This is a genomic window from Streptomyces sp. NPDC041068, assembly GCF_040647455.1.
Classification (GTDB): Bacteria; Actinomycetota; Actinomycetes; order Streptomycetales; family Streptomycetaceae; genus Streptomyces.
Genome location: NZ_JBEZCG010000004.1, coordinates 47,432 through 60,175, shown reverse-complemented (window position 1 = coordinate 60,175; position 12,744 = coordinate 47,432). Strand labels below are relative to the sequence as shown.

Below are 12,744 nucleotides of genomic sequence, written 5' to 3'. Positions count from 1 at the left end.
CGACGGGCACGTCCGCCCGCTTCTGACTGATACACGCCGGGCGGGCGGGAGTTGTCACAGGCCACTTCGCGTGCGCCGCCCGTAGCCGGAGGGCGGCACCGGATCGGAGGAGAGCCGGGCGTGCAGTTCCACGTCATGACGGACGCCGTCGTACGCCAGCTTCTGGCGCTGCACGCCCTCCACCGCGAAGCCCGCAGCGTGGGCCACTCGACAGGACGCCGTGTTGTTCGTGCGGTGACCCAACTCCAGGCGGAACAGGCCCAGTTCACCGAAGCACCAGGCGGCCAGGGCCCTGCAGCCCCGTGCGGCCACGCCCTTGCCCCTCGACCGCGGGGTGGTCCAGTACGACACCCAGCCGGTGTCGTGGACGCGGTTCACCGCGCCCACCGCCACGTTGCCCAGGGCCGCGCCCTCGGTGTCCGTCACCGCGAAGGCGTACGACGTTCCCGCGTCCCACTCGGCGGCGCGCCGCTCGATCCAGCGGTGCGCCGCCTCCTGGGAGTTCACCGGCAGGTCGGCCTGCCGGGTCATCTCGGGTGCCGAGAAGGCGGCGAGCACGGCGGCCGCGTCCCCCTGCCGCCAGGGCCTGAGGACGAGCCCCTCCCCCGCGTCGAGCCCGTCCGTCCTCATCGCCGCCCTTCCCGCTTACTCGTACCGGCTCACTTGTCGTAGTAGAGGTCCCAGTCCCAGACGTCCTCCTGGCAGTAGTAGACGCTCCACTTGCCGTGGTTCAAGCCCCACTTGCCCACGGCCTTGCACTCCTTGAGCGTCCAGTAGTCGTCGTAGAACTTCATCCCCTGGGCCCGGGGCGCGGGCGACTCGCTCGACGCCATCGTCTCCGACGCCATCGTCTCCGACGCCGTCGCCGCCGATGCCGTCGTCGCCGTCAGTGGCACGGCCACCATCGCGACGCCCGCCAGTACGCCCGCCACCGTCGCGAGCCGCTTCCTGGGTGTGGATGCCTGGGACATGGAGATCACTTCCCCCGTGCTGACGAGGACGCCCCGTGCGTCCTCTCATGTCTCCACCATGGGCGTGTACGTCCGGGACCGGTACCTCGGAACACTGAGGGGCGCCCGGGACCACGACAGTCCCGGGCGCCCCTCAGTCACGCGTCACGCGTCATGCGTCATGCGTCGCCGTCAGCCGACGAGCACCGCCTTCTCCTCGGCGAAGTGGCACGCCGACTCATGGGCGGCCGGGGTGTCCTGACCCACGAACCGCTCCGGGATCGCGAGCAGCGGCACCTCCGTCGCGCACTTGTCCTGCGCCTTCCAGCAGCGGGTGCGGAAGCGGCAGCCCGAGGGCGGGTTGGCCGGCGAGGGCACGTCACCGGCGAGGATGATGCGCTCGCGGCCCTCGCGGGCCTCCGGGTCCGGGACCGGCACCGCGGAGAGCAGCGCCTGCGTGTAGGGGTGCGTCGGGTGGTCGTAGATCTGCTCGTCCGAGCCGATCTCCGCCATCTTGCCGAGGTACATCACGCCCACGCGGTCCGAGATGTGCCGGACGATCGACAGGTCGTGCGCGATGAAGAGGTAGGACAGGTTGAACTCGTCCTGGAGCTTCTCCATCAGGTTGATCACCTGGGCCTGGACGGAGACGTCCAGGGCCGAGACCGGCTCGTCGCAGATGATGATCTCGGGGTTGAGCGCCAGGCCGCGCGCGATGCCGATGCGCTGACGCTGACCGCCCGAGAACTGGTGCGGATAGCGGTTGATGTACTCCGGGTTGAGCCCGACCACGTCCAGGAGCTCCTGGACCTTCTGGCGGCGCGAACCCTTCGGGGCCACCTCGGGGTGGATCTCGAAGGGCTCCCCGATGATGTCGCCCACCGTCATACGGGGGTTCAGGGACGTGTACGGGTCCTGGAACACCATCTGGATGTTGCGGCGCACCGCCTTCAGCGCGCGCCCGGACAGCTTGGTGATGTCCTGGCCCTTGTAGAAGACCTCGCCCGCCGTGGCGCGTTCGAGCGTCATGAGGAGCTTCGCGACCGTGGACTTGCCACAGCCCGACTCTCCTACGATGCCCAGCGTCTCGCCCTGGTACAGGTCGAAGGAGATGCCGTCGACCGCCTTGACCGCACCGATCTGCTTCTTGATCAGGATTCCCTGGGTGAGAGGGAAGTGCTTGACCAGGTTGCGGACCTGGAGGATCGGTTCGCCGCGCTCGGCCGGCGCCTCGATCGCGGCCACGGCCTCCTCCGGCGTCGCCGCGTCGACCGTCTCCACGTCGGAGACGTTCGGGGTGGCGTCGGTGGGCTCGTCCGCCTTCGAGAGCTTCGAAGCCTTCGTCGGCTCAGCCATGGATCGTCTCCTTCCAGAAGTGGCACGCGCTGCCGCGGCCCGGCAGCTCCGCGCCGTCCTGCTCGGTGACCGGCACCAGCGGCGGGATCTCCGTGCGGCAGATGTCCTGCGCCTTGGGGCAGCGCGGGTTGAACGCACAACCGCCGGGGATCTTGAGCAGGTTGGGCGGCAGACCCTTGATCGCGTAGAGCTCCTGGCCCTTCTGGTCCAGGCGCGGGATCGAGTCGAGCAGGCCGCGGGTGTACGGGTGCGCCGGGCGCTTGTAGAGCTCGTGCACCGGAGCGGTCTCGACGATCCGGCCCGCGTACATGACCGCGATCTTGTCCGCGACGTCGGCGACGACGCCGAGGTCGTGGGTGATCAGGATCAGGCCCATGTTGTACTCGCGCTGAAGCTCCGCGAGCAGGTCCATGACCTGGGCCTGAACCGTCACGTCGAGCGCCGTGGTGGGCTCGTCCGCGATGATCAGGTCGGGCTCCAGGGCGAGCGCCATCGCGATCATGATGCGCTGGCGCATACCGCCGGAGAACTGGTGCGGGTAGTCGTTCACCCGCTCCTTGGCGGCCGGGATCTTGACCTTGTCCATCAGCTCGATGGACTTGACCTTGGCCTCCTTGCGGCTGAGTCCCTCGTGCACCCGGAACATCTCGCCGAGCTGGTAGCCCACCGAGAGAACGGGGTTGAGCGAGGACAGCGCGTCCTGGAAGATCATCGCGATCTTGCGGCCGCGGATCTTCCTGCGCTCCTCGTTGGACATCGTCAGCATGTCCTGGCCGCGGAAGAGGATCTCACCCTGCGGGATCTTCCCGGGCGGCATGTCGAGGATGCCCATGATCGCCTGGGCGGTCACGGACTTACCGGACCCCGACTCACCGAGGACGGCGAGCGTCTCGCCCGCGTCCACGCTGTAGTTGACGCCGTTGACGGCCTTGACCACGCCCTCGCGGGTGTGGAACTCGACGTGGAGGTCCTTGACGTCCAGGAGCCGGCCGCTCTTCTCCTCACCCGAGCGGGGGGCGGGGATCGAGTCGGTCTTGAGATCGATGCTGGTCACGTACGCCTCCCTCAGCGCAGCTTCGGGTCGAGGGCTTCGCGTACGGCGTCACCCATCATGATGAACGCCAACACCGTGATGCTCAGCATTCCTGCCGGGAAGAACAGCGTGTGCGGGTTGTTCCGGATGTCCTGCGTCGCCGTGGAGATGTCGCCGCCCCACGAGATGGCGTCGTCGGCGAGGCCGAGACCCAGGTAGGACAGCGTGGACTCCGCGACGATGTACGTGCCGAGCGAGATGGTCGCCACGACGATCACCGGAGCGATCGCGTTCGGCAGCACGTGCCGGAACAGGATCCGCTTGGTCCCCGCGCCGAGCGCGCGCGCCGCCACCACGTAGTCGGCGTGCTTGGTCGTGATGACCGCGCCACGCATCACTCGGGCGATCTGCGTCCAGCCCAGGAAGGCCAGGGCACCCATCACGACCCAGACGCTGCGGTCGGTGAAGGAGTTCAGGACGACCATCGCGCCGAGCAGGAACGGGATGCCGAAGAACACGTCGATGAGACGCGAGATCAGGCTGTCCCAGAAGCCGCCGAAGTAGCCGGCGAGCATGCCGCACAGACCGCCGAAGAGGGTGACCAGGAGGGTCACGCCGACGCCGACGATGATGGAGTTGCGGGCGCCGTGGACGACACGCGCGTAGATGCTGCGGCCCGTCCTGTCGTACCCGAACCAGTCGGCCTGGAAGAAGTGGCTCAGCTCGGGCTTGCCCAGGAAGTGCTTGGCCTGGTCTCCGGTGTCCGGGTCCACGTCGGTGAACAGGCCGGGGAAGGCCGCCACCATGAGCAGGACCAGGATCAGCACCGCCGAGATCACGAACAGCGGGTTGCGCCGCAGCTCGCGCCAGGCGTCGCCCCAGAGACTGCGCGGCTTGCCCGTCGAGGCCGGGGCGGAGACCGCGGAACCCGCCACGACTTCGTCCTGTGCCGCCGCGGTCTCGTCCGTGGTCGAGGTCTTGGTCAGGTCAGGCATAACGGATCCTCGGGTCCAGGACCGCGTAAAGCAGGTCGACGAGCAGGCTGGCGAGGAGGTACACGAGCACCAGGACGGTGACGACACCGACGATGACCGCGCCCTCACGGCGGGCCAGCGCCTGGAAGAGCAGGTTGCCGACGCCCGTCACGTTGAAGATGCCCTCGGTGATGACCGCGCCACCCATCAGGGCGCCGATGTCGGTGCCCAGGTAAGTGACCACGGGGATCAGCGAGTTGCGCAGCAGGTGCCGGGTGACGATGCGCTGGCGCGGCAGGCCCTTGGCGACCGCGGTGCGCATGTAGTCGGCCTGGCGGTTCTCGGCGATCGATGTTCTGGTCAGGCGCGCCACGTAGGCGAGGCCGACCATGCCGAGCACCAGCGCGGGCACGATCAGCTGGCTCGCGTCCTCGGAGTCCTGGACCGTGGGTGTGATCCAGCCCAGCTCGTTGCCGAAGAACAACTGGAAGAGCAGGCCGACCACGAAGATCGGTACCGAGATCACCAGGAGCGTGAAGAGCGTGACCGTGTTGTCGACGAAGCGGCCGCGTCGGATGCCCGCGAGGACACCGAGGGTGATGCCGACGATGAGCTCGAACGTCCAGGCCATGGAGGCCAGTCGGATCGAGACAGGGAACGCCTGGGTGATCTCGTCCAGGACCGGCCGGTTGCCGGCGATGGTGTTGCCGAAGTCCCCCTGCAGCAGGCCACCCATGTAATGCAGGTACTGCTGCCAGAGCGGCAGATCCAGACCACGGTCGTGCCGGATCTGCGCGACCTGCGCGGGGTCCGGCGGCTTGTCGCCCCACAGCGCCCGCACGGGGTCGCCGGGGAGGACATTGACCATGATGAAGATCAGTAGTGTCGTCCCGATGAAGACCGGGATCATCTGGAGCAGTCGCCGTGCGACGTAGCGCCCCATTGGTGCCTCCGTCCAATCCGGAGCCGCCCGAAGCGACGCCCGGGATCGCCGGGCGTCGCTTCGGGAACGGACTTCCGTCGACTACTTCTCGAAGACCTGGACGTCCGTCAGGATCGGGTCACCGGCCTGATCGAACTTCATGTTCTTCACGTTCGTGGAGTAGCCGGAGGTGATCTTGTTGTACCAGAGCGGGATGCCCGGGAAGGTCTTGGCCAGCTCCTTCTCGGCCTCCTGGTACAGCTCGGCGGACTCGTCGATCGACTTGGCCGCGTCGGCCTTCTTGGTCAGCTCGTCGAACTTCTTGTCCGAGAACTCGCCCTTGTTGCCGTCGACTCCGGTGCCGTAGAGGTCGGAGAGGAAGTTGCCGTTGAACGGGTAGTCGAGCACCCAGCCGGACCGGTACATCGCCTTGACCTGGCGCTTGTCGCGCACCTCGGTGTCAGCCTGGAAGTCGGTCTTCGGGTCGCCGACGCACTTGACGCCGGTGTTCTTCTGGATGTCGTTGCAGACGGCCGTGACCCAGCCCTTGTGCGGCTGGTCGGCGTTGTACTGGATCGAGATCTTGTTGCCCGGGACGCCGCCGCCGTCCTTGACGAACTGCTTCGCCTTCTTCGGGTCGAACTTGCAGTACTCGCCACAGGCGTCGGCCTGGTAGCCCTTCACGCCCTTGGCGACCCAGCCGGTGGCCGGCTCACGGGTGCCCGAGAACGTGGTCTTGACGATGGTGTCGCGGTCGATCGCCATCGACAGGCCCTGGATGACCTTGACGTCGATGTCCTTGAACGCCTTGCTGTAGAAGGCGGGGTTGACCGTGTTGATCGCCGAGTAGTCCGACTCGATGGCGCGGTCGCCGAAGTCCTGCTTGAAGTTGGCGAGTTCGCTGTCCGGGATCTGCGGCATCGTGTCGACGTTGTTCGACCGCAGGTCGTTGTAGGCGGCCTGGGGCGTCGTGTACGCCTTGAAGTTGATGCCGCCGTTCTTGGGCTTCTTGCTGCCCTTGTAGCCGGGCCAGGTCGTGACCTGGATCGACTTCTTGTGGTCCCAGCTCTTGAACTTGTAGGGACCGTTGCCGACCGGGGCCTCGCCGTACTTCTTCGGGTCCTTCAGGGCGGCCGAGGGCATCGGGTAGAACGGCGTGTACACCAGCTTGTACGCGTAGTACGGGATGCCGGACTTCAGCGTGATGGTGAAGGTGTTGTCGTCGACGACCTTCAGGCCGGACATGGCGTCCTTCTTGGCCTTGCCCTTCTCCGGGTGCACGTCGTCGTAGCCGACGATGTCGCGGTACCAGGCGCTGTTCTGCTGGCCGTTCGCGGGGTTCGCGGCCCAGTTCCAGGCGTCCACGTACGACTTGGCGGTGACGGCCTCGCCGTTGTGGAACTTCCAGCCCGGCTTCAGCTTGACGGTCCACACCTTGTTCGCCTTGTCGGGCGTGACCGACTCGGCGTTCTCGTAGGTGATGTTGCCCTGCTCGTCGTAGTGGACCAGGCCCGTGAAGAGCGAGTCGATGACGACGCTGCCGTACGCCTCCATGGTGTTGGCCGGCTGCAGAGGGTTCTGCGGCTCACCATTGGCGTAGCTGACGATCCCCTTCGGGTCGACCTTGCCACTGCCGTTGCTGCCCTTGTCGCTGCCGCCACAAGCGGTGGCAGTCAGCGCCACAACACCGGCTATCGCGACCCACTTGGCGCTCTTGGCACCACGCATGGGGTTCCTCCTCATGAGTCCACTTGTTCACTACAAGAGGGGGTACGTGAAACCGCGCCGACACCCCTGACGGCGAAGATCGAGTACCCCAGTGTGCTCGTGAGTCGGCGCTCCCCACAGCGCGTGACCCATTGACCCGAGCTATACGCGGTCAACTATTAGCCATGAGGTACCGGTCGACCACACCCTTTTGGTCTCGGTTCAATCACACCTGGCCCGTACAACTTCCAAAATCCGGACAAACCGATCCGAGATAGATGGTTGCGAAACGGACGTGTTACCCATCTAACGGTCAGTGACGTCCGCATACCGGACGTTCCGCGCTCGAAAACCGGTTGCCGGGAGCGCCTCGGAGGACCGTGGCGACACGGTACCCGCCAGGGGAAACACAAGAGGCCGACTTCCGCGCACCCCTCTCGGGAGCGACGAAAATCGGCCTCGTGAGCGGCGGTGTGCCGCTAACTGCCTACATCAGTGGGTCAGTTGTGCTTGGCGCGCGAAGCGGAACGGCCACGCTCCTTCTGGTCCAGGACGACCTTGCGGATGCGGACGGCCTCCGGGGTCACCTCGACGCACTCGTCGTCGCGGCAGAACTCCAGGGACTGCTCGAGCGACAGCTTGCGCGGCGGGACGATCGCCTCGAAGGAGTCGGCGGAGGAGGAGCGCATGTTGGTGAGCTTCTTCTCCTTGGTGATGTTCACGTCCATGTCGTCGGAGCGGGAGTTCTCACCGACGATCATGCCCTCGTACACCTCGGTGCCGGGCTCCGTGAAGAGCACGCCGCGCTCCTGGAGGTTCGTCATCGCGAAGGCGGTGACGGCGCCCGAGCGGTCGGCGACCAGCGAACCGTTGTTACGGGTCGTCAGCGTGCCGAACCACGGCTCGTGGCCCTCGTGGATGGAGTGGGCGATGCCGGTGCCGCGGGTGTTCGTCAGGAACTCCGTACGGAAGCCGATGAGGCCGCGGGAGGGCACGACGAACTCCATGCGCACCCAGCCCGAGCCGTGGTTGGACATGTTGTCCATACGGCCCTTGCGGACGCCCATGAGCTGCGTGACGGCGCCCATGTGCTCCTCGGGCACGTCGATGGTCATGCGCTCGACGGGCTCGTGCGTCTTGCCGTCGACCTCCTTGGTGACGACCTGCGGCTTGCCGATCGTCATCTCGAAGCCCTCGCGGCGCATCTGCTCGACCAGGATGGCGAGCGCCAGCTCACCGCGGCCCTGCACCTCCCAGGCGTCGGGGCGCTCGGTGTCCAGGACGCGCAGCGAGACGTTACCGATCAGCTCGCGGTCCAGGCGGTCCTTGACCTGGCGGGCGGTGACCTTGCGGTCCTTGACGGCCGCCTTGGCGTCCGCGCCCTTGCCGGTGCCACCGCGGCCGACCAGCGGCGAGGTGTTCGTACCGATGGTCATGGAGATCGCCGGCTCGTCGACCGTGATCAGCGGCAGCGCGATCGGGTTCTCCGGGTCGGCCAGGGTCTCGCCGATCATGATGTCGGGGATGCCCGCGACCGCGCAGATGTCACCGGGGCCCGCCTTCTCGGCGGGCTTGCGGGTGAGCGCCTCGGTCATCATCAACTCGGTGATGCGGACGTTCGCGATGGTGCCGTCGCGCTTGATCCAGGCGACCGTCTGGCCCTTGGCCAGCTCGCCCTGCTCGACGCGGAGCAGCGCGATACGGCCGAGGAAGTTGTCCGCGTCGAGGTTGGTGACGTGGGCCTGGAGCGGCGCGGCCTCGTCGTACGTCGGGGCGGGGACGTGCTCCAGGATCGTGGAGAAGAACGGCTCCAGGTTGGTGGAGTCCGCCGGAACCGTGCCGTCCTCGGGCTTGGTCAGCGAGGCGATGCCGTCACGGCCGCAGGCGTAGACGATCGGGAACTCGATCTGGTCCTCGTCCGCGTCCAGGTCCAGGAAGAGGTCGTACGTCTCGTTGACGACCTCGTCGATGCGGGAGTCCGGGCGGTCCGTCTTGTTGATGCACAGGATGACGGGCAGGCGCTGCTGGAGGGCCTTGCGGAGCACGAAGCGGGTCTGCGGCAGCGGGCCCTCGGAGGCGTCCACGAGCAGGACGACCGCGTCGACCATCGACAGACCGCGCTCGACCTCGCCACCGAAGTCGGCGTGGCCGGGGGTGTCGATGATGTTGATCGTGATCGGGTCCCCGCCGTCCTTGGGGTGATACTTCACCGCCGTGTTCTTGGCGAGGATCGTGATGCCCTTCTCACGCTCCAGGTCGTTCGAGTCCATCATGCGGTCGTCGAGGGACTCTGCGGCGTGCGCGGCGAAGGAACCGGCCTGCTTGAGCATGGCGTCGACGATGGTCGTCTTGCCATGGTCGACGTGAGCGACGATGGCGACGTTGCGGATGTCGTGGCGCGTGGCCATAGTGCGGCGTACTCCTGGAGTGAGTGGACGGTCGCGCGCACATATGAAGTACGCGAACCCTGCCGGGCTGGACACGCCACGGCCTCACCCCAGTCTACGTGTCCGCGGCGGAGGCAGCCTCCGCGGGGGCTGCGCAGGGGTGCGGAAAGCCTCGGGAACTCTGGGGAAACAGCAGGTCAATGGGTGGATACGAGCTTGCCCGCAGGGTTGTCCTGCGGGCAAGGGAGTTGAGCAGGATCTGAGCGTCGGTCCGCCGCCGGGGGCCTTGTCGGTCCGCGGCGGGGGCCTTGTCAGTCCGCCGCCGGGGCCTTGGAGGACTTCGCTTCCGGCTTCAGGAAGCCGATGTCCTCGTAGTGCGGGGCCTGGAATCCGAAGGCGCCGGCGTTGGCCAGGTTCGGGCGGGCCGCCATCAGCTGGGGGCGCTGATAGAGGGGGATGGAGCCCGCCTCGGCCCAGATGCGGGCGTCCGCCTTCTTGACCAGGGAGCGCGAGGTCTCCTCGTCCAGCTCGCCGACCGCCTGGTCGAAGAGCTGGTCGATGTGGTCCGTGCCGACGCGCGTGTAGTTCTGCTCGACGTTCAGCGAGCCGTCCGCCGCGGGGACGGGCTTGGCGAAGATCGGGCGGGCGTCGGTGGCCGGGAAGGCCGAGGCGGGCCAGGAGTAGAGGGCGAGGTCGTACTGGCCGGACGCGATGTGGTCCTTGAAGTAGCTGTCGTCGGAGACCTTCGCCGTCTCCGTGCGCACGCCGATCCTCTCCAGCATCCGCGAGATGCGGTCGGCCACCGCGCGCAGCGGCTCCGAACCGTCCCCGGAGGGCAGCACGAAACGGAGCGTGAGGGGCTTGCCGTCCTTGGCGACCGGCCCCGCGGCCGCGGCCGGCGCGGCGGTCCCCTTGGGGGCGTACGCACCCTGGGCGCCGCCCTTGGCCTGGTCGCTGGAGTCCTTGGAACCCTTGGTGCCCTTGGTGCCCTTGGTGCCCGACTGCCTGTCGGCGTGCTGCTTGGCGTGGCCGCCCGGGTCCTTCTTCTTCTCCTTGTCGGCCTCGCGCGGCAGCCCGAGCACATCGGCCTGGCGGTTCAGCGCGGCGCGCTGATAGGCGGCCGCGGGGGCCGGGGCGAGCACCGTGGTGCCGTTGTCGCCGGGCTTCCCGTCGTCCTCGCCGACGATGTAGGTGCCGTCGCCCGACTCCTCCTCGGAGTCCTGGTCGGCCTTCTTCGCGTCGGCCTCGCCGCCCGCCGTCCCCTCCCTCTTGTCCTTCCTGTCCTTCTCCTTCGGCAGGGCACCGGGCGCCCAGCCCGCGTCCGCGAGCAGCGCCCGCGCCTCGGCGGTGTCCTGCTCGCCGAGGGCCCCGCTGTTGTCCGCGTACGCCTGCTGTCCGGCGAGGGCGAGGTGGCTGCCGACCGGCTCGGCGGGCAGGCCGAGCGGCTTCAGCACGGTCTTCGCGAGCTCCTCGCGGTCCAGGGCGCGGGCCACCGCGCGGCGCACCCGGTCGTCGGCGAGCGGGCCCTCGGAGCCGTTGAGGGCGAGCTGGGTGTAGGCGGGCTCCAGGGACTTGCGGACCACGTAGCCGCGCAGGCCCGACTGCTCCTTCGCGTACTTCGTGACCGCCTTGCGGGTCTTGGCGCGGGCCTCGATCTCGGCCTCGGCCGCCTCCTCGTCGGAGCCGTTGGCGATCGCCCAGGAGCGCAGCGCCTTGCCGGGGGTGACCTGCGAGCCGGGGCCGTGGGCGAGCGGGCCCTGCGCCCCCTTGTCGCGGGCGGCCAGGGAGATCCGGCCCGCCTCCGCCGAGTCGATCTCGGCCAGGTCGACCTCGCCGTCGGCGAGCGCCTCCGCCCGCTCCTCGCGCGGCACCTCGTGCAGCACGAGCTTGTCGAGCTTGGCCGGGCGGCCCCACCAGCGCGGGCTGCGCTCCAGCGTCACGTCGCCCGCCTTGCGGTCGATGTCGGCGAGCGCGAAGGGGCCCGCGGTCACCTTCAGCCTGCGGCGGGCGCCGTCGTTGAAGGAGTCGGGGGTCCCCATGACCTGCTTGGGGTAGAGCGGCGAGAAGAGGGAGCGCCAGTCCGCGTACGGCTTGGCGAAGGTGACCCGCACCTCCAGGTTGTTCGCGCCGCGCTCGATCTTCTCGATCCGGTCGTAGCCGGCGTTCCTCGCCGTCCAGTACGCGGTGTCCTTGCCGGACAGGGCACGCCACTGCGCGGCGAAGTCGTCGGCGCCGATCTCGCGGCCGTCGCTCCACACCGCCTGCTGGTTGAGCTTGTACAGGACGACCTGCTTGGGCTCGCGCTCGACGACCTTCGCCGACTCCAGGAAGTCGGCGTCGGGCTGTGTCCTGCCCTGCGCGTCGAGGCGGAACAGGGACGGCAGGACGGCGCCCGCGACGCGCGCGGTGCCCGCGTCGGCGTCGGACTGGAAGGTGTTGAGGGTCTCGGGCAGCGCGTCGACCGCCCACTTCACGGTCCCGCCGTCGGCGACCAGGTCCCGGGCCGCGGGTGCGACGTCCTGGCCGGCGGTCGGCCGGCCGGCCTCGTCGTTAGAGCTGCATCCGGCGAGGGCGGGCAGAGCCAGCACCCCCGTCGCGAGGAACACGACAGATCTGACTCTGACGTGGTGGGACATGGCTGGTACCTCCGGGGTCCGGGGCTCGCCCGGCCGCCCGCTACCAGGACCGGGCCGGGTTTGATCACGTTTGGCGGTATATGGAGCTGATCACATCTATCGCCCCACTCAAGGGGATGTGCGGCTTCGCGTGGCGGAGGCACGACGCGGGGGTGCCCATATCCCACTCGTGCGGCCCAACAGAGGGCGCGGGCGGCCGGTGTCGGCGGTCGGGAACGTTCGCCGCCGGCAGCCGTGGGCCGTCGGTGGCGGCGGTCAGGAATGGTCACCGGCGGTCGCGGTCGGCGCGATCGGCGCGTGATCCGGCGCATTCGCCGCCCTCGATCCGGTAATCGGTGCAGATCCCTTCACAAGCCGGGATGTGACGCGCGACACTCGCAGGCGCATGAGCGTTGCCACCGCACCCCTGAAGTGAGGGCAAGTCATGGCTCTGCACGACGAATTGACGGCCGTTCAGCGCTGCGTGGACGATCTGGTCCGCACCGTCGGAAGGCTGGAGCAGCAGGCCGGCGACCGGATAGCCGACGTCGACGTACGCCGGGTGCGCACCGACACCGACCACCTGCGCGAGAGCGTCGCCCTGCTGCGCGCGGCGGCCCCGCCACCGGCGCCCCATGAGGAGCACCGGCCCGATCTCGTGACCATCCCCGATACGCCGTACGACAGCGCGCTGTGGGCGAACTCCGGGGATCTCGACGACGAGGGCCTCGGCGCGCGCGACCGCCACGCGCCCTGACCGCACCTCGGGGACCGCCCCTGTGGCGCGCCCCGCTGAGCCA

General features: G+C 68.4%; 10 protein-coding genes. 1 reads left to right on the top strand and 9 read right to left on the bottom strand.

Translation table 11 applies throughout. The annotated features are described in order from the left end of the window. Positions 1 to 54: 54 nt before the first annotated feature. From AB0B50_RS10180 to AB0B50_RS10140, 9 genes are all read right to left on the bottom strand, one after another. Positions 55 to 630 carry a GNAT family N-acetyltransferase gene (locus AB0B50_RS10180; RefSeq protein WP_362328352.1) on the bottom strand — a complete coding sequence of 192 codons (576 nt, stop codon included), beginning with the start codon at positions 628 to 630 and terminating at the stop codon, positions 55 to 57. 29 nt (positions 631 to 659) lie between these two features. Continuing rightward, positions 660 to 971 (bottom strand): hypothetical protein, encoded by a 312-nt coding sequence (locus AB0B50_RS10175; RefSeq protein ID WP_362328351.1) that lies wholly within the window; start codon positions 969 to 971, stop codon positions 660 to 662. 171 nt (positions 972 to 1,142) lie between these two features. Continuing rightward, positions 1,143 to 2,306 carry a dipeptide ABC transporter ATP-binding protein gene (locus AB0B50_RS10170; RefSeq protein WP_362328349.1) on the bottom strand — a complete coding sequence of 388 codons (1,164 nt, stop codon included), beginning with the start codon at positions 2,304 to 2,306 and terminating at the stop codon, positions 1,143 to 1,145. Beyond that, positions 2,299 to 3,360, bottom strand: a complete 1,062-nt coding sequence (locus AB0B50_RS10165; protein WP_362328347.1) for an ABC transporter ATP-binding protein — start codon at positions 3,358 to 3,360, stop codon at positions 2,299 to 2,301. Before AB0B50_RS10165 ends, AB0B50_RS10170 begins: the two co-directional genes overlap by 8 nt. A gap of 11 nt (positions 3,361 to 3,371) precedes the next feature. Beyond that, a complete protein-coding gene (locus tag AB0B50_RS10160; protein ID WP_362328345.1) occupies positions 3,372 to 4,334 on the bottom strand; it encodes an ABC transporter permease in 963 nt (320 codons plus the stop codon). Then, complete coding sequence (locus tag AB0B50_RS10155; protein ID WP_362328343.1) at positions 4,327 to 5,256, bottom strand: ABC transporter permease; 930 nt, start codon at positions 5,254 to 5,256, stop codon at positions 4,327 to 4,329. Before AB0B50_RS10155 ends, AB0B50_RS10160 begins: the two co-directional genes overlap by 8 nt. 81 nt (positions 5,257 to 5,337) lie before the next feature. Beyond that, a complete protein-coding gene (locus AB0B50_RS10150) occupies positions 5,338 to 6,963 on the bottom strand; it encodes an ABC transporter substrate-binding protein (RefSeq protein ID WP_362328341.1) in 1,626 nt (541 codons plus the stop codon). 479 nt (positions 6,964 to 7,442) lie between these two features. Beyond that, on the bottom strand, positions 7,443 to 9,350 hold the full coding sequence (typA, locus tag AB0B50_RS10145; RefSeq protein ID WP_362328339.1) for a translational GTPase TypA: 1,908 nt from the start codon (positions 9,348 to 9,350) through the stop codon (positions 7,443 to 7,445). 290 nt (positions 9,351 to 9,640) lie between these two features. Then, positions 9,641 to 11,965: an ABC transporter family substrate-binding protein gene (locus AB0B50_RS10140; protein ID WP_362328337.1), complete on the bottom strand. Its 2,325-nt coding sequence runs from the start codon at positions 11,963 to 11,965 to the stop codon at positions 9,641 to 9,643. 424 nt (positions 11,966 to 12,389) lie between these two features. Between AB0B50_RS10140 and AB0B50_RS10135 the strand changes: the two genes are divergently transcribed. Next, positions 12,390 to 12,701 (top strand): hypothetical protein, encoded by a 312-nt coding sequence (locus AB0B50_RS10135; RefSeq protein WP_362328335.1) that lies wholly within the window; start codon positions 12,390 to 12,392, stop codon positions 12,699 to 12,701. Positions 12,702 to 12,744 lie beyond the last annotated feature (43 nt).

Excerpts from the sequence above, each read along its gene's own strand:
- AB0B50_RS10180 (WP_362328352.1), bottom strand. The coding sequence starts at position 630 with ATGAGGACGGACGGGCTCGACGCGGGGGAGGGGCTCGTCCTCAGGCCC.
- AB0B50_RS10175 (WP_362328351.1), bottom strand. The coding sequence starts at position 971 with ATGTCCCAGGCATCCACACCCAGGAAGCGGCTCGCGACGGTGGCGGGC.
- AB0B50_RS10170 (WP_362328349.1), bottom strand. The coding sequence starts at position 2,306 with ATGGCTGAGCCGACGAAGGCTTCGAAGCTCTCGAAGGCGGACGAGCCC.
- AB0B50_RS10160 (WP_362328345.1), bottom strand. The coding sequence starts at position 4,334 with ATGCCTGACCTGACCAAGACCTCGACCACGGACGAGACCGCGGCGGCA.
- AB0B50_RS10155 (WP_362328343.1), bottom strand. The coding sequence starts at position 5,256 with ATGGGGCGCTACGTCGCACGGCGACTGCTCCAGATGATCCCGGTCTTC.
- AB0B50_RS10150 (WP_362328341.1), bottom strand. The coding sequence starts at position 6,963 with ATGCGTGGTGCCAAGAGCGCCAAGTGGGTCGCGATAGCCGGTGTTGTG.
- typA (WP_362328339.1), bottom strand. The coding sequence starts at position 9,350 with ATGGCCACGCGCCACGACATCCGCAACGTCGCCATCGTCGCTCACGTC.
- AB0B50_RS10140 (WP_362328337.1), bottom strand. The coding sequence starts at position 11,965 with ATGTCCCACCACGTCAGAGTCAGATCTGTCGTGTTCCTCGCGACGGGG.
- AB0B50_RS10135 (WP_362328335.1), top strand. The coding sequence starts at position 12,390 with ATGGCTCTGCACGACGAATTGACGGCCGTTCAGCGCTGCGTGGACGAT.